The organism is Shewanella sp. 10N.286.52.A9, assembly GCF_041468985.1.
GTDB lineage: Bacteria > Pseudomonadota > Gammaproteobacteria > Enterobacterales > Shewanellaceae > Shewanella > Shewanella japonica.
In genome coordinates this window covers 16,519-40,288 of the sequence record NZ_JBFRJQ010000011.1, presented here as the reverse complement: position 1 = coordinate 40,288, position 23,770 = coordinate 16,519, and the positions used below count along the sequence as shown (strand labels likewise).

Annotated in this window: 18 protein-coding genes; 13 read left to right on the top strand and 5 right to left on the bottom strand. The window is 41.0% G+C overall.

What is annotated here, in order from left to right; all coding sequences use genetic code 11:
- Window positions 1-490 precede the first annotated feature (490 nt).
- Window positions 491-2,158 (bottom strand): energy-dependent translational throttle protein EttA, encoded by a 1,668-nt coding sequence (gene ettA / locus AB4128_RS09890; protein ID WP_065108633.1) that lies wholly within the window; start codon window positions 2,156-2,158, stop codon window positions 491-493.
- A gap of 192 nt (window positions 2,159-2,350) precedes the next feature.
- On the opposite strand from ettA, the gene glyA reads away from it, so the two are divergent.
- From glyA to AB4128_RS09845, 9 genes are all read left to right on the top strand, one after another.
- Entirely contained in the window at window positions 2,351-3,607 is a 1,257-nt protein-coding gene (gene glyA / locus AB4128_RS09885) for a serine hydroxymethyltransferase (RefSeq protein WP_055023752.1), read from the top strand.
- Between the two features lie 176 nt (window positions 3,608-3,783).
- Entirely contained in the window at window positions 3,784-4,233 is a 450-nt protein-coding gene (nrdR, locus tag AB4128_RS09880) for a transcriptional regulator NrdR (RefSeq protein WP_055023753.1), read from the top strand.
- A gap of 70 nt (window positions 4,234-4,303) precedes the next feature.
- Window positions 4,304-5,443, top strand: a complete 1,140-nt coding sequence (ribD, locus tag AB4128_RS09875) for a bifunctional diaminohydroxyphosphoribosylaminopyrimidine deaminase/5-amino-6-(5-phosphoribosylamino)uracil reductase RibD (protein WP_282166415.1) — start codon at window positions 4,304-4,306, stop codon at window positions 5,441-5,443.
- 86 nt (window positions 5,444-5,529) lie between these two features.
- Entirely contained in the window at window positions 5,530-6,186 is a 657-nt protein-coding gene (locus AB4128_RS09870; protein WP_065108631.1) for a riboflavin synthase, read from the top strand.
- A 69-nt stretch (window positions 6,187-6,255) separates the two neighbouring features.
- Window positions 6,256-7,359 (top strand): bifunctional 3,4-dihydroxy-2-butanone-4-phosphate synthase/GTP cyclohydrolase II, encoded by a 1,104-nt coding sequence (ribBA, locus tag AB4128_RS09865; RefSeq protein WP_055023756.1) that lies wholly within the window; start codon window positions 6,256-6,258, stop codon window positions 7,357-7,359.
- 121 nt (window positions 7,360-7,480) lie between these two features.
- Window positions 7,481-7,960 (top strand): 6,7-dimethyl-8-ribityllumazine synthase, encoded by a 480-nt coding sequence (gene ribE / locus AB4128_RS09860; RefSeq protein ID WP_055023789.1) that lies wholly within the window; start codon window positions 7,481-7,483, stop codon window positions 7,958-7,960.
- A 14-nt stretch (window positions 7,961-7,974) separates the two neighbouring features.
- The gene (gene nusB / locus AB4128_RS09855) at window positions 7,975-8,379 is read left to right on the top strand and encodes a transcription antitermination factor NusB (protein WP_055023757.1); all 405 of its coding nucleotides are present in this window, start codon (window positions 7,975-7,977) and stop codon (window positions 8,377-8,379) included.
- 89 nt (window positions 8,380-8,468) lie between these two features.
- Complete coding sequence (gene thiL, locus AB4128_RS09850) at window positions 8,469-9,425, top strand: thiamine-phosphate kinase (protein WP_055023758.1); 957 nt, start codon at window positions 8,469-8,471, stop codon at window positions 9,423-9,425.
- A complete protein-coding gene (locus AB4128_RS09845; RefSeq protein ID WP_065108629.1) occupies window positions 9,425-9,916 on the top strand; it encodes a phosphatidylglycerophosphatase A in 492 nt (163 codons plus the stop codon). Before thiL ends, AB4128_RS09845 begins: the two co-directional genes overlap by 1 nt.
- Before the next feature lie 76 nt (window positions 9,917-9,992).
- Here the strand turns inward: AB4128_RS09845 and recN are convergent, their stop codons facing one another.
- The 4 genes from recN to barA all read right to left on the bottom strand — a co-directional run bounded on the left by recN (window position 9,993) and on the right by barA (window position 16,373).
- Window positions 9,993-11,651, bottom strand: a complete 1,659-nt coding sequence (gene recN / locus AB4128_RS09840) for a DNA repair protein RecN (protein WP_192021381.1) — start codon at window positions 11,649-11,651, stop codon at window positions 9,993-9,995.
- A gap of 140 nt (window positions 11,652-11,791) precedes the next feature.
- Window positions 11,792-12,757, bottom strand: coding sequence for an AEC family transporter (locus AB4128_RS09835; RefSeq protein ID WP_065108627.1), 966 nt, complete (start codon window positions 12,755-12,757; stop codon window positions 11,792-11,794).
- Between the two features lie 183 nt (window positions 12,758-12,940).
- Window positions 12,941-13,552 carry a YjaG family protein gene (locus AB4128_RS09830; protein ID WP_065108626.1) on the bottom strand — a complete coding sequence of 204 codons (612 nt, stop codon included), beginning with the start codon at window positions 13,550-13,552 and terminating at the stop codon, window positions 12,941-12,943.
- Entirely contained in the window at window positions 13,542-16,373 is a 2,832-nt protein-coding gene (gene barA, locus AB4128_RS09825) for a two-component sensor histidine kinase BarA (RefSeq protein WP_065108625.1), read from the bottom strand. The genes AB4128_RS09830 and barA overlap by 11 nt, the downstream gene beginning before the upstream one ends.
- Before the next feature lie 101 nt (window positions 16,374-16,474).
- Between barA and rlmD the strand changes: the two genes are divergently transcribed.
- The 4 genes from rlmD (at window position 16,475) to AB4128_RS09805 (ending at window position 23,593) form a co-directional block, all read left to right on the top strand.
- A complete protein-coding gene (gene rlmD / locus AB4128_RS09820; RefSeq protein WP_372037556.1) occupies window positions 16,475-17,848 on the top strand; it encodes a 23S rRNA (uracil(1939)-C(5))-methyltransferase RlmD in 1,374 nt (457 codons plus the stop codon).
- A gap of 335 nt (window positions 17,849-18,183) precedes the next feature.
- Window positions 18,184-20,391 carry a GTP diphosphokinase gene (gene relA / locus AB4128_RS09815; RefSeq protein ID WP_372037555.1) on the top strand — a complete coding sequence of 736 codons (2,208 nt, stop codon included), beginning with the start codon at window positions 18,184-18,186 and terminating at the stop codon, window positions 20,389-20,391.
- 211 nt (window positions 20,392-20,602) lie between these two features.
- Window positions 20,603-21,442 carry a nucleoside triphosphate pyrophosphohydrolase gene (mazG, locus tag AB4128_RS09810; protein WP_372037657.1) on the top strand — a complete coding sequence of 280 codons (840 nt, stop codon included), beginning with the start codon at window positions 20,603-20,605 and terminating at the stop codon, window positions 21,440-21,442.
- 513 nt (window positions 21,443-21,955) lie between these two features.
- Complete coding sequence (locus tag AB4128_RS09805; protein ID WP_055023767.1) at window positions 21,956-23,593, top strand: CTP synthase; 1,638 nt, start codon at window positions 21,956-21,958, stop codon at window positions 23,591-23,593.
- Window positions 23,594-23,770: the final 177 nt, after the last annotated feature.

Below are 23,770 nucleotides of genomic sequence, written 5' to 3'. Positions count from 1 at the left end.
GTACTTAAGTTAATTTGTCTTTACAAATAGATTGTGGTTTTTTGACGCTTTTTTACAACAAGCCAACAGTAGGGCGGTTTGACTGATATATTGTTACCTTATTATACCTGATGTTGCTTTATCCTCTTGTGCTTAAGTTATTGTTAATGTTCTTTAAAGAACCAAGTTTTTGTTGGCTATGTAAGTTATGTTGTTAACGCGAGTGAATTAACTCAATAGAGTAAGTTAACCATGAGGAATTTAGAAATTTAACAAATTGCAGGTTTTCAGACAGTCGTCATTTTTATGACTGCCTTTATAGGTAAGTGGTCATTTTAGCGATTAGTGAAAGTAATGGCAGGTAAACATAAAAAAGTCCTATTTAAAGTGAAAACTCGAATTAACGAATTTCACCATCAATAGGACTTTTATAATGGCAATATAATCAACTGACTAAAGCTAAAACTAAGTGATTAATTTTAGTCTGAATCAGATAATGATAATCCTGTGACTATTTAGCAATACGCTTGTATTTTAAACGATGAGGCTCAATGGCTTCAGTGCCAAGATGTTCTTTCAACCAGGCCGTGTATTCTGTGTAGTTTCCTTCATAGAAGTTGACTTGGCCTTCATCACGGTAATCTAAAATGTGAGTGGCGATTCTGTCTAAGAACCAACGGTCATGAGAAATAACCATGGCACAACCAGGGAACTCTAATAGTGCCTCTTCTAGCGCACGTAGTGTTTCAACATCTAAGTCATTGGTTGGTTCATCGAGTAGGAGTACGTTACCACCAGCTTGTAGCAGTTTGGCTAAATGAACACGGTTACGTTCACCACCAGATAAGGTACCAATGATTTTTTGCTGATCGCCACCACGGAAGTTAAAACGCCCAACGTAAGCACGACTTGGGATCTCTGTGTTGTTGATACGCATGATATCTTGTCCATCTGAGATTTCCTGCCAGACGGTATTCTTGTCGTTCATTGAATCACGGAATTGCTCAACCGAAGCAATTTGTACTGATTCACCCACTTCGATGCTGCCGCTATCAGGTTGTTCAGCGCCTGAAATCATTTTAAATAATGTTGATTTACCCGCACCGTTTGCACCGATAATACCGACAATCGCACCTTTAGGAATTGAGAAACTTAAGTCATCAATCAACACTCGATCGCCATAAGACTTAGTTAAGTTATTAACCTCAATTACTTTGTCACCTAAACGAGGCCCTGGTGGAATGAACAATTCATTAGTCTCGTTACGCTTTTGATAGTCGTTGGTGTTCAATTCTTCAAAGCGAGCCATACGGGCTTTGCCTTTAGATTGACGACCTTTACTGCCTTGGCGTACCCATTCTAATTCTTTTTGAATGGTTTTTTGGCGGGCGCTTTCAGTTGCAGACTCTTGTTGTAGACGTGCATCTTTTTGCTCAAGCCAAGATGAGTAGTTACCTTCCCAAGGAATACCTTCACCACGGTCAAGTTCTAAAATCCAACCCGCAGCATTATCCAAGAAGTATCTATCATGGGTAATCGCAACTACGGTGCCAGTATAATCTTGTAAGAAACGTTCAAGCCACGCGACAGATTCAGCATCCAAGTGGTTAGTTGGTTCGTCAAGTAACAACATGTCTGGCTTTTCAAGTAGTAAGCGACAAATTGCGACACGGCGACGTTCACCACCTGATAGCACTTCGATTTTTTCATCCCAATCAGGTAAGCGTAATGCGTTAGCTGCTCGGTCTAAAATAACATCTAGGTTATGAGCATCTTGAGACTGAATAATTGCTTCAAGCTCACCTTGCTCTTTTGCTAATGCATCAAAGTCGGCGTCGGGTTCAGCATAAAGTGCGTAAACTTCATCCAGACGAGTCAGCGCGTTCTTAGCCTCACTGACTGCTTCTTCAATTGCTTCACGAACTGTTTGTGATTCATCAAGCTTAGGTTCTTGTGGCAGGTAACCAATTTTTAGGTCCTGCATCGGACGTGCTTCACCTTCGATTTCGGTATCTAAACCTGCCATGATTTTTAGCAAAGTTGATTTACCAGAACCATTTAAACCAAGTACACCAATTTTGGCGCCAGGGAAAAAACTAAGTGAAATATCTTTGAGGATTTGTTTTTTAGGCGGAACAATCTTTCCTACCCGCAGCATACTATAGACAAATTGAGCCATTTTTAAGGTTCTTTAGTGACCAATGATGATGATAATTCTACTTTATTTTTTGTTTAACTCAAATTTTGGATTAATCAAATTAAAGATAATTTCCAATGAAATTCATGTTCTAAATGCTGGGATTGTGACGCAGAGCAGAGTAGAATACCGCGCAACCCTATATATATATAAGAACTGCTGTTGGAGACACCAATGCTAAAGAAAGCTATGAATATCGCGGATTACGATCCACAACTGTTTCAAGCCATTGAAGATGAGACTCGTCGCCAAGAAGAGCACATTGAATTAATCGCATCAGAAAATTATACCAGCCCACGTGTTCTTGAAGCACAAGGTTCTCAGTTAACCAATAAGTACGCAGAGGGTTACCCTGGTAAGCGTTACTATGGTGGTTGTGAGCATGTTGATATTGCTGAAGAATTAGCTATTTCACGTGCTAAAGAGTTGTTCGGCGCAACTTACGCTAACGTTCAGCCGCATTCTGGTTCTCAGGCAAACTCAGCTGTTTTCATGGCGCTTTTACAAGGTGGTGACACCGTTTTAGGTATGAGCCTGGCACACGGTGGTCACTTGACTCACGGGTCTCATGTGAGCTTTTCAGGCAAATTATACAATGCGGTTCAGTACGGTATTGATGAAACGACTGGCAAAATCGATTATGCAGAAGTAGAGCGTTTAGCTGTTGAACATAAGCCTAAAATGATTATTGCTGGTTTCTCTGCATATTCAGGTATCATCGATTGGGGTAAATTCCGCGAAATCGCTGACAAAGTAGGTGCTTACTTATTTGTTGATATGGCCCACGTTGCTGGTCTTGTTGCTGCTGGTATCTATCCGAACCCGTTACCACATGCACACGTAGTGACAACGACGACACACAAAACACTTGCCGGTCCTCGTGGTGGATTAATTTTATCTGCATCAAACGATGAAGATATCTATAAAAAATTAAACTCAGCAGTATTCCCTGGCGGCCAAGGTGGTCCATTAATGCACGTTATTGCAGCTAAAGCCGTTGCATTTAAAGAAGCATTAGATCCAGAGTTTACGACTTACCAAGAGCAAGTTGTTGCCAACGCTAAAGTGATGGCTAAAACCTTTATCGAACGTGGCTATGATGTGGTATCTGGCGGTACTGATAACCACTTATTCCTGCTTGATTTAATCAGCAAAGATATGACTGGTAAAGATGCTGATGCTGCCTTAGGCAAAGCTAACATCACAGTGAACAAAAACTCGGTGCCAAATGATCCACGTTCACCGTTTGTGACTTCAGGTTTACGTATTGGTTCTCCTGCAATTACACGCCGTGGTTTTACTGAAACTGAATCAGTTGAGTTAACCAACTGGATGTGTGATGTACTTGACGATATTAATAATGAAGCCACGATTGAGCGTGTGAAGAATCAAGTGCTTGAATTATGTGCTAAATTCCCTGTTTACGGTTAATACCTTTCAAGTATTCTGTAACAGGAACGTGATTGAGTAAGACTGGCTTTATTCAATTTATCTTCGCAGGATAATCTTATCGATAAGGTTAACCTTATAAAGTAAATAGGATAAACTTTAATGGCTGTAAGTACCGAGTACTTACAGCCATTTTCTTTTTAATTTCAGGAGCGAATATGCATTGCCCATTTTGTAGCGCGACAGATACTAAAGTGATTGACTCTCGACTTGTGGCTGATGGCCACCAAGTACGTCGTCGCCGGGAATGTACAGAGTGCCATGAACGCTTTACAACCTTTGAAGGTGCTGAGCTGGTGATGCCTAGAGTGATCAAACAAGATGGCACTCGTCAGCCATTTGATGAAGAGAAACTTCGTGGCGGTATGCTCAGAGCAGTTGAAAAACGCCCTGTTTCTATGGATCAAATTGAGCAAGCATTAACAAAAATAAAATCCACGCTTCGTGCAACAGGCGAACGAGAAATTGACTCTGCTATGATCGGTAACTTAATGATGGAGCAGTTAATGGTGCTTGATAAGGTTGCCTATATTCGCTTTGCTTCTGTTTACCGTGCATTTGAAGATGTGTCTCAATTTGGTGAAGCAATCGCTAAGTTACAAAAGTAACCGTATTATCATTACTTGCCGCTAGCAAAATATTGCTTTTTATCGTTTTGGTGCAATCAAGAAGGTTTTTATGTCTCAGTGGTCTATCCTTGATATTTCAATGATGAGTCTGGCAATTTCATTAGCAGAAAAAGGACGTTATACAACTCGGCCTAATCCAAACGTAGGCTGTGTGATTGCCGTTGGCGAGCAGATTATTGGTCAAGGTTATCATATTAAAGCGGGTGGCCCGCACGCTGAAATTCACGCTTTAAATGCAGTACAAACCAATCAGCAGCAAGATAAATTAAGCCAAGCCACTGCCTATGTCACCCTTGAGCCTTGCAGTCATTATGGCCGAACCCCTCCTTGTGCATTAGCGTTAATAAATGCTGGGATAAAAAGGGTTGTTATTGCTGAGGTTGATGCCAACCCGCAAGTGGCAGGTAATGGTATTCGAATGCTACAAGAAGCGGGAATTGAGGTTGAAGTCGGATTATTAACCGAGCAAGCCAAACAACTTAATCTTGGGTTTACTAAGCGAATGCTCACAGGCTTGCCACTTGTTACCATTAAGCTTGCTGCCAGTATTGATGGCAAAACGGCATTGTCTAATGGGGTGTCTAAATGGATTACAGGACCTGAAGCCCGAGCGGATGTACAAAAGTTACGTGCTCGACAATGTGCCATTATAACTGGTGTAGAAACGGTACTTGCTGACAACCCTTCGATGAATGTCCGTTATGAAGAATTAGGCAGTGTAAAAGAGCATTTAGCAGAAAGTGAAATTAAACAACCATTAAGGGTTATTCTAGATAGTAAAGCTAGGCTAACAAATGACTTTACACTGTTTGAAATAGCGTCTCCTATACTGTTGGTTTCATGTGTGGAATACCCCGCAGAAGTGAGAGAAAGATTTAACAATCATGTTAGTTGTATCACTATTGGTGCAAATGATGATGGACGCGTTGATTTACATGCGTTATTTACTTATTTAGGTAAGCAATGCAATACGGTTCTCGTAGAGGCTGGAGCAACATTAGCGGGTAGCGTCATCAAACAAGGCTTAGGTGATGAATTGTATTTATATCAAGCGATGAAGTTACTGGGTAGCCAAGGTCGTAATTTAGTCCAGCTTGATGATTACCAAGCCATGTCAGATATCCCTAAAATACAACTTAACGATACGCGTCGAGTCGGTGCAGATCTAAGAATGATATTTGCTCTATAAGCAACAAGATTTTTTGCCATTATTTAAACGGTATTAGGCAACGAACACTGTTAAATAATATTGAATAAGATAACAAGTGAGTATTTATGTTTACCGGCATTATTGAAGCCCTAGGCACATTAAGAAAAATTGATCGCAAAGGCGATGATATTCGTTTAAATGTTGCAAGTGGTAGTTTGGATTTATCTGATGTCAAACTAGGAGATAGTATTGCAACCAATGGCGTGTGCTTAACGGTTGTACAATGTCTACCTGATGGTTATGTTGCAGATATTTCAGCTGAAACTGTCGCACTAACTGGTTTTGCTGATTATAAAGTCGGACAAAAGGTTAACCTTGAAAAAGCGGTGATGCCAACGACGCGTTTAGGCGGCCATATGGTAAGCGGGCATGTTGATGGTATTGCAAGAGTTGAGCAACGAAATGTGCGCGGAAAAGCCATCGAGTTTTGGTTACTCGCACCTGAAGACTTATCTCGATATATCGCTCATAAAGGCTCAATAACCATTGACGGAGTTAGCTTAACAGTTAACGAAATTGATGGGCATCGTTTTAGGTTAACGATTGTGCCACATACAGCCGAAGAAACGACCTTGTTGGCTTTGCAAGCCGGCAGTAAGGTCAATATTGAAGTGGATTTAATTGCACGTTATTTAGAGCGCTTGATGAACGCTGAAAAAGCCACAAAATCTGAAGGCGGCATCACTATGGAAATGCTAGCCAACGCCGGATTTATGCGATAGAAAATAGAATACCCGAATATATTTAGCCTATGTTGCTGATATAGAAAAACTAAACATAAAGGTCTTAACATGGCACTACACAGTATAGAAGAGATCATCGAAGATATTCGTCAGGGTAAAATGGTTATCTTGATGGACGATGAAGATAGAGAGAATGAAGGCGATCTTATCATGGCGGCCGAAAAGGTGACGCCTGAGGCAATTAACTTTATGGCGACCTATGGTCGTGGATTGATTTGCCAAACGATGACCAAAGAGCGCTGTATGCAGTTAAATTTACCTTTAATGGTAACTAATAATAATGCACAGTTCTCGACAAACTTTACTGTATCAATTGAAGCTGCAACAGGTGTAACAACAGGCATTTCAGCTCATGATCGTGCTGTTACGGTTCAGGCGGCTGTTGCAAAGGATGCTAAAGCCGCTGACTTAGTTCAGCCTGGGCATATTTTCCCATTAATGGCGCAAGATGGCGGCGTATTAACGCGTGCTGGACACACTGAAGCAGGTTGCGATTTAGCTCGCTTAGCAGGTTTGGAGCCTTCAGGTGTGATCGTTGAGATTTTAAATGATGACGGCACGATGGCACGCTGTCCTGATTTAGAAGTGTTTAGTGAAAAACACGGTATTAAAATGGGGACAATTGCTGATTTAATTGAGTACCGTAATACCAAAGAAACCACTGTTGTGCGTGAAGCAGAATGTAAACTACCCACACGTTTCGGTGAGTTTACTATGGTGACATTTAGAGACACCATCGATAATCAATTGCACTATGCATTGGTAAAAGGTGAAGTGAAAGCTGATTGTTTAGTCCGTGTGCACTTGCAAAATACATTTAACGATTTGCTTCACTCTGAGCGAGATCAAAAACGTAGCTGGCCATTAGAAAAAGCGATGGAACGCATCGCTAATGAAGGTGGTGTTTTAGTGTTATTAGGCCATGAAGAGCATTCGAGTGAGATGCTAGCCAAAGTGAAAGCGTTTGAAGCAGAAGACAAAGGTCAAGCACCAACAGCGGCGAAATGGGTCGGCACCTCACGTAAAGTAGGCATCGGTTCGCAAATACTATCAAGTCTTGGTGTCAGCACCATGAGACTATTGAGTTCGCCGAAACATTATCATTCGTTATCGGGCTTCGGTTTAGAAGTGACTGATTACATTGCAGAATAATTCACTAATTTAGTGAAGTTAACATTTATCATTAATTGCACAGGACTCAGGGCATTTTGCTGTGGTATTATACCGCCACTTTTGCCCAGAGCTGGGTGCTTTAGCTAATTTAGGTAAGATAATGAACGTAGTTCAAGGTAATATCGAAGCAAAAAATGCCAAAGTGGCGATCGTTGTATCGCGTTTCAATAGTTTCTTAGTTGAGAGTCTGCTTGATGGCGCAATAGATACACTAAAACGTTTTGGTCAGGTTGAAGATGACAACATTACTGTTGTTCGTGTTCCTGGCGCTGTTGAATTACCGCTGGCTGCACGACGTGTTGCTGCTTGTGGGAAATTTGACGGTATCATTGCACTTGGTGCTGTGATTCGTGGTGGTACTCCGCATTTTGATTTAGTTGCAGGCGAGTGTAATAAGGGTCTAGCTCAAGTTGCTTTAGAGTTTGATATTCCTGTTTCATTTGGCGTGTTAACCACAGATACCATTGAGCAAGCAATTGAGCGCTCTGGTACTAAAGCAGGTAACAAAGGTACTGAAGCTGCCCTTGGCCTACTTGAAATGGTTAATGTTCTGCAAGAATTAGAACAACAGTTGGTATAGTAGTAGGAAAAGTAATGAAGCCTTCAGAGCGCCGTAAGGCACGCCGTTTAGCTGTTCAAGCTATCTATTCGTGGCAGTTAAGCCAAAATAACGTTGCTGACGTTGAACACGAATTTTTAACTGAGCAAAACATTAACGGTGTTGATGTAGCTTATTTTCGTGAGTTGCTATCAGGTGTAGCAACAAAAGCGACTCAACTTGATGCGCTTTTAAAGCCACATTTAGATCGTGATATTGAAGACGTATCGCCAGTTGAGAAAGCCATTGTGCGCTTAGCTGCGTATGAACTCACTTATCGTAAAGATGTGCCATTTAAAGTGGCTATCAACGAAGGTATCGAATTAGCGAAAGCCTTTGGTGCCGATGACAGTCATAAGTTTGTCAATGGTATGCTAGATAAGCTTGTTACTCGTAAGTAATAAATAAAACGGTATCTTCGGATACCGTTTTTGTATGGCTTACCGATTTCTATAACAGTAGGTGGGCGGGCAACCGTACCAATTTTATCGTGAAAGAATTCCAACTTATTGAACAATTTTTCCGTGATAAAGGTCAGAAGCGTCGTGATGTTCATCTCGGCATTGGTGATGACTGTGCATTAGTACAGCCAGCTGAAAACAAATCTATTGCAATTTCTTGTGACACCCTCGTAGAAAATATTCACTTCCTACCTTCAATGCCTGCGCATGAGTTAGGCTATAAATCAGTGGCTGTAAACTTATCTGATTTAGCTGCAATGGGAGCAGATCCCGCTTGGATGACCCTGGCGTTAACCTTGCCTGATGTTGATAACGACTGGTTACAGCAGTTTAGTGAAGGGCTGTTTGAAGCTGCGGAATACTATAGTGTGAGCTTGATTGGTGGTGATACTACTCGTGGTCCACGCAGTATCAATATCACGATCCATGGTCAAGTTCCTACCGGTAAAGCCTTAACTCGTGGTGGTGCAAAAATCGGTGACTGGATTTATGTCACTGGTACCTTAGGTGATTCCGCATTAGGCTTGGATATTTTGCTAGGTAAGCAAGATGTTGACCCTCAGTTTAAAGAGTTTTTGATTAATCGCCATTATCATCCAACGCCAAGGATCTTGGCTGGACAAGCCCTGCGTTCATTAGCAACCAGTGCAATTGATTTATCTGATGGTCTTAACTCCGATATTGCTCATATATTAAAAGCTTCAAACGTTGGAGCCGTCATTGATGTCAATGAATTACCGTTATCGACTTCATTGGTTGGCTCAGTGGGGCCAGAGCAAGCAATCAATTATGCTTTGACTGGGGGCGAAGATTACGAGCTTCTTTTCACTGTACCAGAAGCACAGCGGGGCGCTTTAGATACAGCCTTAATTCACGCAGGTGTTAAATTTGTCAAAATTGGGCAAATATGCGCGGGTGATAAATTAAGGTTGGTATCCAATGGCGAACCATTTGAGCTAGACCTAAAAAGTTTTGAGCACTTTTAATGAATCTATTATCAAACGATCCAGCGGTAAAAAAATTATCACTTAAAAATCCAGTGCATTTCCTAGCACTTGGGTTTGGCAGTGGGTTAGCAGCTAAAGCCCCCGGCACTTTCGGTACATTAGCAGCAGTGCCATTAGTTTACTTAATGGGGCACCTTAGCTTAACCGCATTTATTATTATCACTGTGTTAAGTACGCTTATTGGCTTTTATATATGTGATAAAGCAGCCAAAGACATGGGAGTCCATGATCATGGCGCCATTGTCTGGGATGAGGTTGCTGGCTTAATGATTACCATGATAGCTGCCCCAGCGGGCTTAATATGGTTAGTCATTGGTTTTGCACTATTCCGTTTTTTTGATATTTTGAAACCTTGGCCTATTCGTTGGCTAGATGCCAAAGTGCATGGCGGCTTTGGTATTATGATTGACGATGTTTTAGCAGGCTTTTTTGCATTAATCTGTCTGCAGCTTATCTATTATTTCGTATAAGTCTTGATTGATAATCACTAAAAAGCCCACCAATTGGTGGGCTTTTTAGTGATTAGTGCGCATTTTACTATCTTAGCTATTGAAGTAGCTCTCGAGCGTTAGCAAGTGTGTTTTCTGTAATAACATCACCAGCTAATAACCTAGCTAATTCACTGATCCTTTGCTCTTTATCAAGGGGTTTCATTTGTGTTTCAGTGCCACCACTTTTACTAAACTTGTTCACCAGCATATGTTGGTGACCATTACCTGCAACTTGAGGTAAATGGGTCACACAGATAACTTGAGTAGATTCCCCTAAACTGCGCAGCATACGTCCTACAACAGCTGCAGTTGGCCCAGAAATACCGACATCGACTTCATCAAATATGAGTGTCGGCGTGGCAACTTTTTTCGCAGTAATAACTTGAATACCTAAACCAATACGTGATAACTCACCACCAGAAGCGACTTTTGCAATCGGTTGAAGGGGTTGTCCTGGGTTAGTGGTCACTTGAAATTCAATTTGATCGCTACCAGTAACAGATTGAATGTCAGGGTTAAAATTGACTTCTATAGAAAACTTACCCTTAGGCATATTCAATTCATGAATCGAGCGAGTGACAAGTTTATTAAGCTCTTTTGCATAGCGAAGGCGGCTTTGGCTGAGTTTTTGAGCGCTTTTAATATAAGCTTGTTTACTGTCGTCAACTTGCTGTTGAATCTCATCTAGTCGGGTTGCATCGTTATTTAGCTCTTTTAATTCTATGGCTAATGCTTGATGGTGTTCAGCTAAATGCTCTGTTTGAACATGATGCTTTCTTGCCAGTTGCATGGCTTTGGAAATACGTTGTTCCAAAAATGCAAAATGCTCAGGATCTAGCTCTATTTTGCTTAAATAGTCTTGAACTTCACTGGTACTTTCTTGTACCTGAATTAAGGCTTCATTGAGCATGTTTGCAACACTTTGCAATGCTGGATCAAATGATTGTAATTGATCGGCAAAACCTATCACCCGATTTAATGAGGACTCAATATTGTGCTCATCGTCCTCGCTAAGCAATTGAAGCGTTAATTGACAATTTTCAATTAAATCACTGCCGTTAGCCAAGCGTTTGTGTTCTTGCTCTATTTGCTCAAATTCACCTGGCTTTAAAGCAAATTCGTCCAGTTCTTCGACTTGGTATTGTAGAAGTTGTTTGCGGGCAATACGCTCTTGTTGGTTTAACTGTAATTGTTTTAATTCATTTTCAATGAGCTTACAGCGTTGATAGCTTTTACTGACATTGTCGATAAGGATACTGTGGTTGGCATAGCTATCGAGTAAGGTAAGTTGATGCTCACTTTTAAGCATGGCATGGTGAGCGTGCTGCCCATGAATTCCGACAAATAATTGTCCTAGTGCTTTAAGTTGAGTGAGTGGGACAGGGTTACCATTAATGTAGGCTCTAGAGCGACCGTCGGCGCTAATCGTTCGACGTAAAATACATTCTTCATCGACATCAAGATCATTATCTTCAAGCCAGCGTTTAGCATACGGCACATCTTCAAGCGAAAAACGTGCAGAAACTTCAGCTTTGTTTGCCCCAGGGCGAACGGTATTGGCATCGGCTCTATTGCCTAAGCATAGGCCTAGCGCATCGATAGCGATAGATTTACCGGCACCAGTTTCCCCCGTGATGCTGGTCATTCCGGCTTTAAAGTCAAGTTCAAGAAAACGTACAATCGCAAAATTATTAATGCTTAATTGGCAAAGCATAATCAATCCCTGTGTAAAGAAACACCAAACCACTGTATTTATAAACAGTCTACACTGTTTTTATATACAGTAAAGTGCTGGTTGCTAATTTTTTTGAGTTGTATTTATGTGGAAGTTATTAGCAGCAAGAAGCTGAGTATTTAGTTGAGCTGTTCAAGTAATTGTTCAATCAGGGGAAGGCTAATAAAGGTGGCAAGGGTACTAATCAAGATGCATTTAGCGCTCGATAACCCATAGGTTTGATAACGCTGTGCGAGTAAGTAAACACTTGCTGCAGTTGGTAATGCAGCTAAGATGACCCCCATGATAAGTAACTCGTTATCGACATTAAAATAGCGTAGTAAACCATAAGCAATTAATGGCTGAATCACGAGTTTAAGTATATTTAATATGCCCATTTCGATTGCAAGATGGTGAGGTGGTGTTTCAGGCTCTGTACCTCCATGCATTGCTTTAGCGAGAACCATACCAATCGCAAACAGCGCACATGGGCTTGAGGTATTGCCAATTAACCTCATCATCATGCTGATGCTATCAGGAATTGGGATATACAAAGCTGATGCCATGACTCCTAAAGTGCAACCAATAACAATGGGATTACTAATTAACGCATTCAACATAATAAGCACAGGGTGTCGTTTTTGCTTTTTATTGATGGCAAGTTCCATATTGACCATTGCAAAGGCAAACATAATGACAGATAACAAACTCGCAATAGCAGCAGCTGTGATTGCGTGATTGTTATCTGGATAAAGCATCATCATTAGTGGAATACCAATAAATGCGGTATTACCAAAGCTGGTATTTAACCCTCTGATAGCGGCTAGTGCTGGTTGTTTTTTATCTGCGATAGATGAAATGAGCACCGTAATGAAATAGGTCACAACCATTGCAATACCAAAGGCCGCAATAAAGCCCCATTGCATGATCTCATGTATATCGGTTTCGGCTAACGCAATGAATAAAATAGCGGGGAACGCCACGTAATAGACGTATTCGTTTAATGTAAAGTCGGTATCATGAGGAAGCACTTTAAGCTTTTGAACAATAAAGCCTAGCAACATGATGCCAAAGACAGCAATAAGGGGAGTTAAAATGTTGGCCATCATCTTCTCCTTATGTGTGTCTATTGGAAGTCAATGACATTGTTGATTTGACAGTCATTGGGGTGGCGAATAAGTTAATGATGCAAGTGCAACTCTGAGCGCACGAACGAGTGAACTCAAAGTTTATTTATAGGCTGAATGCCCATAAATCTTGCCAATAAATATTCCAAACAAAAAACTCAGTTACTGAACACTGATCCCAATATTAGAAACACCAGCGTCGACTATTTCTTTACGTAACTCTTTAACGAATTCAGCTGATAATTTAGGGTTAGCTTCAATAATATCCAGTAGCATCCCTTGTAGTTCTTTTTCTTCCTGCATCACAGGATGTGCGAAAACAAACTCTTCTACGACTTCTTCGTTTAATTCATCTTGAAGTTCATCAACACTGATAGCTTCAATGTAGTTGGCTACTGTACTTGAAGATAATTTACTGATGTTAGTAATGTCTTCTTCAATTTTACCCTGAATACCGCCAAGTAAGGTGGTTAACGCAACAGCTGCATCCATTGCTGGGTAAACTCCGTATGCTTCAAAGTTACTTGGCTCAGGGGTGTTGTCTTCTAAGCGTTGTAAATGAATGTCATAGTTAAATTTAAGTTTTTTATCGTATTGAGATTGCCACAATAGCTCTAAGACAGTGCTGAGTGTTTTTGGCTCGCCAAATTCGCAAACTTCAGAAAATAACTGATAATTTGGCAACATGCGTTGGCAAAGTGCGGTAGCAAATAATTGCTTTTGAGGTAAAGACAACGCTTTTAAACGTTTAAAGAAACCGGGTTTATGACTCATTGGGTACATCCGCTGATAACTGTGATATCACTTGATTTGCTGCTGATTCTACCTTAGTTAACTCATCAAGTAACTCAAGTATTTCTGGTTCAAGATCTTCAATGCTGGTTTTGTGCTTTAGCGCAGACTCAATTTCTTGGCAAAGCTTCTGAGTGTTAGGTACACCACAGTAACAACTTGCCCCATGAAGTTTGTGCACGGTCTGTAACATGAGTTCGCTATTGACGGTTTTAAGGGCTGTTTCAATGTTAACAACGTTATCAGGCAATGAATCAACTAACATCTGCAGCATTTCGAGGGCTAAATCAGGTTTTTGATTCGTTTGAGCAAGGCATAATTCCCAATTTAAAGTGTGCATATCAAAATGGGTAAACTTAGGTTTATTGATCCAGCGATCAATAACTCCTTTAAGGGCTGCCTCATCAATCGGCTTCGGCAGATAACCGTCCATGCCGCTACCTAAAATTAATTCTCGCTCTTCTGCAATTGCGTGGGCAGTGACGGCAATGATTGGCGTATTGCGGTTTTGTGACTCTTGACGAATCAACTTGGTTGCCGTGATGCCATCAGTGCCAGGCATTTGAATGTCCATAAAGATGACATCGAATACTTGTTGTTTAGCATACTTAATCGCATCATCACCGTTATTCACCGATACCACATTCACCACGAGTTCTTTCAATAAGGTATCAATTAACTTAAGGTTCGCTAAGTTGTCATCAACGGCCAGAACATTAAGGTTTTTACGTTCATAAACTGTTTCAGGCAATGTTTCAGTTAATAACGCTGTTTGCGTTGGTGGATGTATCAACTGATTCGCTAAATCATAGTCACTGACCGGCATACTCATCAGTATGTCCGTATTAGGTCTTAATCCTTGGTTTAAGATTTCTTGTTGCTCGATACCGTCATGCAATAACACCAAGCAAGCTGTCTTTTCACGAGCAAGTTTTAAGAAGCTGAGTAATTGCTCATTATCTTTAAAGCCATGACAGCCTAAAAGAATATAATCGTAGTGCACTTTACTCGAAGACAATGTGGTTTCTAAATGTGGTAGTTGTCCCACAGACGTTAAATGCATTCCCCAAGCTTCAAAGCGGCGATTAAAGGTATCACGAGTGAGCTCTCGTGATTCAAACAGTAATAGTGTTTTATCCCGCAAAGACTCTAAGTGTAATACTTCACCGATATGGAATTGACTTAGCTCAAGCGGCAGCATAAACCAGAAAGTCGACCCTTTATTAGGCGTAGAGGTAAAACCGATTTGCCCGCCCATTTGATTGATTAAGCGTTTGGTAATCACTAAGCCTAATCCTGTACCGCCAAAGCGTCGAGATATAGACGAATCAGCTTGCCCGAAAGCTTGGAATAAATATTCTTGTTGGCCTTCATCGATACCGATACCTGTATCAATCACTTCGCAGCGCAAAGTAATGTTTTCATCTCGCTGGCCAACTAAATGCATTTTTAAAATCACACTGCCTTCATCAGTAAATTTAATCGCATTACCAATTAAATTCGTCATGATTTGACCTACGCGCATTGCATCACCGCTGACACTTTCTGGCACGTTGTCATCAATATCGACAACTAATTCAATGCTTTTTTCATGGGCGCTACCCGCCACGATACTGATGGTGTCGGCAATGGTTTCTCTCAAAGCAAAAGGCATTTTTTCAAGGACCATTTTACCCGCTTCGAGTTTAGAGAAATCAAGAATGTCATTAATGATGCCGAGTAAGTTACTGGCACTTCTTTCAATGGTTTTGATGTAATCAAGCTGGCTAGAGTGCAGGGGCGTTTTAATCAGTTGTCGAGAAAAACCAATGACACCGTTAAGCGGAGTACGTAACTCGTGAGACATGTTTGCTAAAAATTCAGATTTTATTCTGCTAGCTTCAAGCGCCCGTTTTTTAGCTAAGTCCAACTCAACGTTTTGAATCTCAATTTGCTCTAAGGTTTCACGCAGATCAGAAGTCGCTTGGTCAATATTTTGCTGCATTTCATCGTGATATTCAGACAAGGAGCTTGCCATGGCATTAATGCCACGTTTCAGTAAATCTAGCTCACCGATAAGTTGTCCTTCAAGGCGAGTATCGAGCTTTCCTTCACGGATTTTTGCGACGACCCGAACCATTTCTGTAATTGGGTAGTTCACATGCTTTACTAATCGAAAGGTGAAAAATAGATTTAACTGCACCCCGATTAATACAATAACAAAAGCCGCTATCGCTGCCCGATGTTGTTCTAATAATGCATTTTCTTTGTTTAATAATATTGAAATGTAGCCCAGTATTTGCTGACCTTCCGCATTATTGATGACGCTAGTTCCTGTCGGAGCAGGAGAGGCTGTTGCAATATAGTTATTGGTTTTGGGCGCAATACCGGTATGGGATAAAATAGGCACACGAATGACCATAGTATCGTCTATGGTTTCATATTGGCTGGCGATTAAATTTCTCAGCGCTAGTGGATATCGCATACTTTCGAAATCTTTATGGTAGTGCGAGGTGACAAACAGTTGGTTGTCGCTATCAAAAATGGCGATAGAGTGAATCAAAGAGGAGTTGTTTAATTGCGATGCGGCTAATAAGCGTTTAGTGGCTTCTCTATCTTCGGTGACAAGACCAAATTCACTTGCAATAGCCAATGGTTCGACAATACTACGGCCTTGGGCGATTAAGGTTTCTTCAAGTTCATAAAAACGGTTTATGGTGAAGTAACTTCCAAGTAGAATACCCACCATCACGGTAGGCGCTAACGCAAGTACAAGCACCCACGAACGGAGGCTGTATTTGGTCATGTTGTTAGCATTATTCATCGTGAAGTAATTATTCCTAAAGACTTTTATCAAATATGTTGTCTAGATTGCCAGAAATAGAGCACTCTTGACCAGTTTTTTATTCCATACCAGAGGCCAAAATGGCGCAATTTTTTAAAGCAAAACCGAACAAAACGAAGCAGTTATCAGCTAAGTTGAGTTTAACGGTAACACAACTTGATCACCTTGGCGCTGGTATAGCACAGCATAATGGTAAGGTCGTGTTTATACCTGGTGCGCTCCCTGGTGAAAAAGTGACGGTACAGCTAACAGAACAAAAGAAAAAATACGCTAAAGCGAAATTAATCGGTATAGACGAAAAAACACCAAATCGTGCCAAAGCAAAATGTCCACATTATCAACAGTGTGGCGGTTGTGATTTACAACACTTAAGCATAGATGCACAACGTCAACATAAACAAGCTGCCTTAACTAATTTAATGAGCAAACTGGCAGTAGATGTCGAAGACGGTATTCTTACTGAGCCTGTCGTCAGTGAAGATTGGCATTATCGCCGAAGAGCAAGGCTAGCTACGCTGTTTAATAAGAAATCAAAAATGCTCGAATTAGGCTTCCGTGCTGCCAATAGCAATAATATTGTGCAAATAAAACAATGTGATGTATTAGCGAAGTCATTATCAAATTTAATTACACCGTTTACCGCATTACTTAATCAACTTCATGCTAAGACAACGTTAGGGCATGTGGAGTTAACTGAAGCAGAAAATGGCGTGTTTGCGGTATTGCGCATCACTAAAACTTTGAAAGAAAGTGATAGTCATTTACTCATCGAGTTTGCCAAAGCGCAAAAGATTCATTTGCTAACTCAAGACAATGAAGGTCAATTACAGTCTCTGTTTGTGGCAGATGAGTCTCCAGCCGATGTCATTACTGAGAATCATATTAGATTACCTTTTTATCGGTTAGCTGAAGGCCAAGTTCAGTGCCAGTTCAGTCCTGGTAATTTTGTGCAAGTGAATGCGGATATTAATCAAAAGATGGTTGCTCAAGCTATTGAGTGGCTAGCACCTAAAGAAAATGAACGAATTTTAGATTTGTTTTGTGGCGTAGGTAATTTTAGTTTGCCATTGGCGTTACAAGCCGCAGATGTGGTTGGGGTTGAAGGCGTGCCTGAAATGGTGGCTCAAGCCAATCAAAATGCGAAAGAAAACCAATTAAACAATATTCATTTTTACCATGCCGATTTAAGTGCTGATTTATCTGAGGCAAGCTGGTTAGGACAAATTGATAAATTACTTCTCGATCCGGCTCGTGCCGGTGCATATGAAAGCTTGCAATGGTTATCTAAAATGAAACCTGCAAAAGTGGTCTATGTATCCTGTAACCCAGCAAGTTTAGCGCGCGATAGTCAAGTGTTAATTGAGCAAGGTTATCAATTAAGTAAATTGACTATGTTAGATATGTTTCCACAAACGCATCATATTGAAGCGATGGCATTATTTGAAACTCGCTAAGTTGAACCAGCCAAAGCAAGTCGGCTCATTTTTTGGTTAATGGCTAAAGGTTTTTGGGGAATGTTGCTCACGTAACACTAAATTCATTCTAGATGATTTATTATTGATATTACGTGTCGCCAATACCCAGAACAACTCACTTTTGGCCAAACAATAAGCTGAAATTTGAATTTTACGTAAGAATTTGTAAATTGAGTAATATTAATTTGACATAAAATACTCAACCCTCAAGATGACTATTTTTATCTGTGCAGGGCGAAATGCACTGCGTTAGTTTTGTTGATATTGCTTGTTTCATTGTAAGGGTAAAATAAGTACCGAAAAGGAAGTTTACTATGGTCTCAGTCCGAGAAGCACATTTCAATTCATCAGATTTTAATATCGATGAATGGGTTAAGCGTTATATAGAAAACGCCGAAGAAGCCCAAATGTTGCTGGAACTTATTCAACAGCTCGATGCTTTGCCAACCGCAACGCCAGATGTTCATCGTGGATTACTTGACCGAGCACGAGAGATGGTCGAGATTCTTGCCCCTTTAAACATGGACATCGAAACCCTGCAGGCCTCACTGCTTTTTATCGTTCATGATGAAGGCATATTATCCATTGAGGATATCGAAGAAAAATTTGGTGTAAGTTTAAGTAAACTTGTGGCGAGTGTTGTCACCATGGAAGCCATTGGTGCACTAAAAGTCAGCCAAGATTCTCGTGCAGCCGAACCGCAAATTGATAATATTCGTAAAATGCTATTGGCTATGGTCGAAGATGTTCGTGCTGTAGTAATAAAACTTGCTGAGCGGTTACGTTTACTTCGTGAAGTCAAAAATGGCGATGAAGAAACTCGGGTTTTGATTGCGCGTGAAGTTGCTGATATATATGCCCCTCTTGCCAACCGGTTAGGTATCGGCCAACTCAAATGGGAACTAGAAGACATCTCTTTTAGATACCTGCACCCAGTTGTTTATAAAGATATTGCTAAGCAATTAGATGGTAAACGTGTCGATCGAGAAGTGTTTGTCGATAAGTTTGTTACTCAGCTGCAAGAGCGTTTAGATAAAGATAATATTCGCGCTAAAGTCTACGGTCGTCCAAAGCATATTTACAGTATTTGGCGGAAAATGAAGGGTAAAGATCTTACCTTTGACGAGCTATTTGATGTACGAGCGGTGCGAATTGTCACTGACCGCTTGCAAGACTGTTATGGTGCTTTAGGGGTTGTGCATACCTTGTGGCACCATATTCCGCGAGAGTTCGATGATTATGTCGCAAATCCTAAACCTAATGGCTACCAATCTATTCACACTGTGGTTGTGGGCCCAGAAGGCAAGACCGTTGAAATACAAATCCGCACAGAAACCATGCATCAAGATGCAGAGCTCGGTGTGGCAGCTCACTGGAAGTACAAAGAAGGTACTGCTGGTGGTAAACAAAGTGGCTATGAAGAAAAAATTAACTGGCTACGTAAGATTTTATTGTGGCAAGAGGATGTGGCTGAAACTGGCAACCTTGTCGAAGAAGTGCGCAGTCAGGTTTTCGAAGACCGAGCATATGTATTTACCCCCAATGGTGAGGTAGTCGATTTACCGCTAGGTTCCACGGTACTGGATTTTGCTTACTACATTCACTCCCATGTCGGTCACAAATGTATTGGCGCTAAAGTGGATGGGCGTATTGTGCCGTTTACATACCAAGTTGAGACCGGTGAACGAATTGAAATCATCACCTCAAAACACCCTAACCCGAAACGCGATTGGCTTAACCCTAACTTAGGCTACATTAAGTCATCTCGTTCACGCTCTAAAATTCAGCACTGGTTTAAACAACAAGACCGTGACAAAAACATGGTTGCAGGTAAAGAATTACTAGAGGCTGAACTGGCAAGAGTGTCGCTGAAACTTAAAGATGCTCAAGTTGCGGTTGAGCGTTTTAACATGAACTCTATGGATGACATGTTAGCGGCGATAGGTGGGGGGGATTTACGTTTAAACCAAGTGGTCAACTTTGTTGAAACTAGCTTGCGTAAAGAGCCGAGTACAGAACAAGAAATTGTCGAAGAAATCATTAAACGCTCCCATACAAAGCCTGCTCGAAAAGGCAAAGGTCAGGTCGAAGTTAATGGTGTAGGCAATTTATTAAGCCACATTGCAAGTTGCTGTAAACCTGTTCCTGGAGATGAGATATTTGGTTATATCACCATGGGGCGCGGCGTATCGGTACATCGTAGTGATTGCTCACAAGTTAAAGAGTTAATGCGTGCTCACCCTGAGCGCAGCGTGGAGGTCGTTTGGGGCGAGAACTATTCAGGTGGTTATCGCATTAAAGTCCAAGTGAGCGCTCACGATAGAAGCGGCTTGTTAAGAGATGTCACAACGGTGCTTGCGGCTGAAAAGTCCAATGTGATGGCGATGAGCTCAACATCGGATGAAAAAAATCAAACTGCTGCAGTCGACCTTGAATTAGAACTGTATAATTTAGATGGCTTATCAAGAATATTAGTTAAGCTTGGTCAGATAGAGGGTGTGATTGAAGCAAGACGGTTATAATCATTCGACTAGTTGAAAGTGATACGTTTTAATTAAGGTGGTAAATCAACTGGTTTACCACCTTTTTCTTTCATAGCTTTAGTTTACTGTTTGTCCCATTTTTAAAACGCGCAAAAGAGTATTTACCATGTCACAAACTCCAGATACTGCTGAATTAGATGCCCTGCTAGTAAGCCAGCCACAAAACATTATTCAACCATTGTTAAACATAATGGAAAAACTGCGGGATCCTGAAACGGGATGCCCATGGGATAAACAACAGACATTTGCGAGTATAGTGCCGTTTACGCTTGAAGAGGCTTATGAAGTCGCTGATGCCATTGAGCAAGCCGACTTAACATCATTACCAGATGAGCTAGGCGACTTGTTATTTCAAGTGGTGTTTTATTGTCAGTTAGGAAAAGAGCAGGGCTTATTTGATTTTGCCACCGTAGTAGATAAAATTTGCGATAAATTAACCCGCCGACACCCGCATGTCTTTCATCAACAAAGCGCTCTAAAGCTAGGTTCAACTAACAGTGCGCCAACTAACACTGTGCCAACAAACAATGACACGGCAATAGACAACGCCGAAAAAGTCAAACAGTCCTGGGAGGCGATTAAACAAACAGAGCGTGAACAAAAACAGCAGTTTTCTCTACTTGATGATATTCCAGTATCACTTCCAGCATTAAATCGTGCGATTAAAATTCAAAAAAGAGTCGCTAAGGTAGGGTTTGATTGGCCTGATTTAGCCCCTGTTGTCGCTAAAGTCCATGAAGAAATAGACGAAGTCATGGAAGAGGCGAAACATTTACAAGCTGAGCCAGAAATCTACCAAGCTAAAGTGGTTGATGAAATGGGGGATTTACTTTTTGCTGTAGCCAATATGGCGCGGCATCTAGGTGTTAATCCTGAATCTGCTTTACGACAAGCGAATCAAAAATTTGAGCGTCGATTTAGAGGTGTTGAAAGTTTAGCTGAAAAAAGTACAAAAACCATGAGTGAGCACACACTCGAAGAGCTAGACGCATATTGGGATACCGTTAAGCAAACCGAGCGAAGCAAATAATTGCAGGCTTGATAAGAGCAAGTTGTTTATAGAGATTGAACTTAACAACTATCAAATAAACAACGATGAACTTAACAACGATGAGCCCATTACCTAGCATTAATTAAGGTATCAGTCCCAATGGCATCAGTCGTTAAAATACTGGGCGTTAAGCAATTAGGCGCTAAGAGACTGGCGGCTAAGGTACTTGTGACTAAGGTACTTGTGGAAAATATATTGGAATAGATTATGGCCATAAGTATTTGAAATAAAGTGTGGCATTCACAGCAGAAGCAATGAGTCTTACTTATCGCCGTGTTTAATCGCACCACTAAGAATAGAATCAATTGGTTAAATTACACTTTGTTGCGGGGATAGATGGGTAACTAGCTCGCTAAAACAGTGAGCATAAGTTTTATATCAATTTAATGAGTTTATTGTTTGTTGTTATCAGGCTAATTTGGTAGAATGTCGCCCCGTCCTAGTGCTTTCTTACAAGCACGTATTTTTCAAACTCACATTCTCAGGTTCAGCATGACTACAAGGTATATCTTCGTTACTGGTGGCGTTGTTTCTTCACTAGGTAAAGGCATTGCAGCAGCGTCGCTCGCAGCAATTTTAGAGGCGCGTGGCCTCAATGTAACCATTATGAAACTGGACCCATACATTAACGTTGATCCAGGTACCATGAGCCCGACTCAGCACGGTGAAGTATTCGTGACTGAAGATGGTGCTGAAACTGACTTAGACTTAGGTCATTACGAGCGTTTTATTCGTACCAAAATGAACCGTCGTAACAACTTCACTACTGGTCGTATTTACGAGCAAGTATTACGTAAAGAGCGTCGTGGTGATTATTTAGGTGCAACCATTCAGGTCATACCGCATATTACTAATGCGATTAAAGAGAAAGTACTTGAAGGTGGTGAAGGCCATGATGTTGCTATCGTAGAGATTGGTGGCACTGTGGGTGATATTGAATCATTGCCTTTCTTAGAGTCTATTCGTCAATTAAGTGCAGAGCTAGGACGTGATCGCACTTTATTTATGCATTTAACCTTAGTGCCTTTCTTAGGTGCTGCAGGTGAGATTAAGACTAAACCTACACAGCACTCTGTTAAAGAGTTACGTTCAATTGGTATTGCGCCAGATGTACTTGTATGTCGTGGTGACCGTGCGATCCCTGTGAATGAAAAAGCAAAGATCTCGCTATTCTGTAATGTAGAAGAAAAAGCCGTTATCTCGCTTAAAGATGTTGACAGTATCTACAAAATCCCAGCGTTACTTCGCTCGCAAGGTCTTGATGAATTAGTTATCAAGCGCTTTGGTATTGATTGTAAAGAAGCAGATTTATCTGAGTGGGAAAATGTAATTTACCAAGAAGCTAACCCAACAGGTGAAATCACTATTGGTATGGTGGGTAAATACATTGAATTACCTGATGCTTACAAGTCAGTTAATGAAGCATTAAAACATGCTGGCCTGAAAAATCGTTTAACCGTTAATATCACATACGTAGATTCACAAACTGTTGAAGCAAAAGGTGCTGAAGTTTTAGAAGGCTTAGACGGTATCTTGGTTCCTGGTGGGTTCGGTGAACGTGGTGTTGAAGGCAAAATTTATGCTGCTAAATACGCCCGTGAAAATAACGTACCTTATTTCGGTATCTGTTTAGGTATGCAAGTGGCATTGATTGAGTTTGCTCGTAACGTTGCGAACCTTGAAAATGCGCATTCAACAGAATTTGATTCTTCAACTGATCACCCAGTTATTGGTTTGATCACTGAGTGGATCAATGAAGAAGGTAATATTGAGAAGCGTCATGAAGAGTCAGATCTAGGTGGCACGATGCGTTTAGGCGCTCAGCTTTGTCATTTACTTGAAGGTTCTAAAGCTGCAGCGGCGTATAATTCGAATACGTGTGTTGAACGTCATCGTCATCGTTTTGAAGTGAACAACAACTACGTTGAGCGCTTAGAGAAAGCAGGATTAGTATTCAGTGGTCTTTCATCTGACCGCAAGTTAGTTGAAATGATCGAGCTGCCAAATCACCCTTGGTTTGTTGCGGGTCAATTCCATCCAGAGTTCACCTCGACGCCACGTGATGGCCACCCACTATTTGAAGGGTTTGTCGCTGCCGCTGCTGCCCATCAAAAAGGTGATGCTAGCTAAATAATGAAAGCCATTGATGCCAACATCAATGGCTTTTTTTTATCCATAGACAATCTTGTGCGCTTTGATAGTTGCTGCGCTAACATAATAGGTCTATGCTATGCTGCGAATTGATTTTAAATTACCAAACTGAAAGTGAAATACCAATAGTGATTCATTATTTAGATTAATGTTACT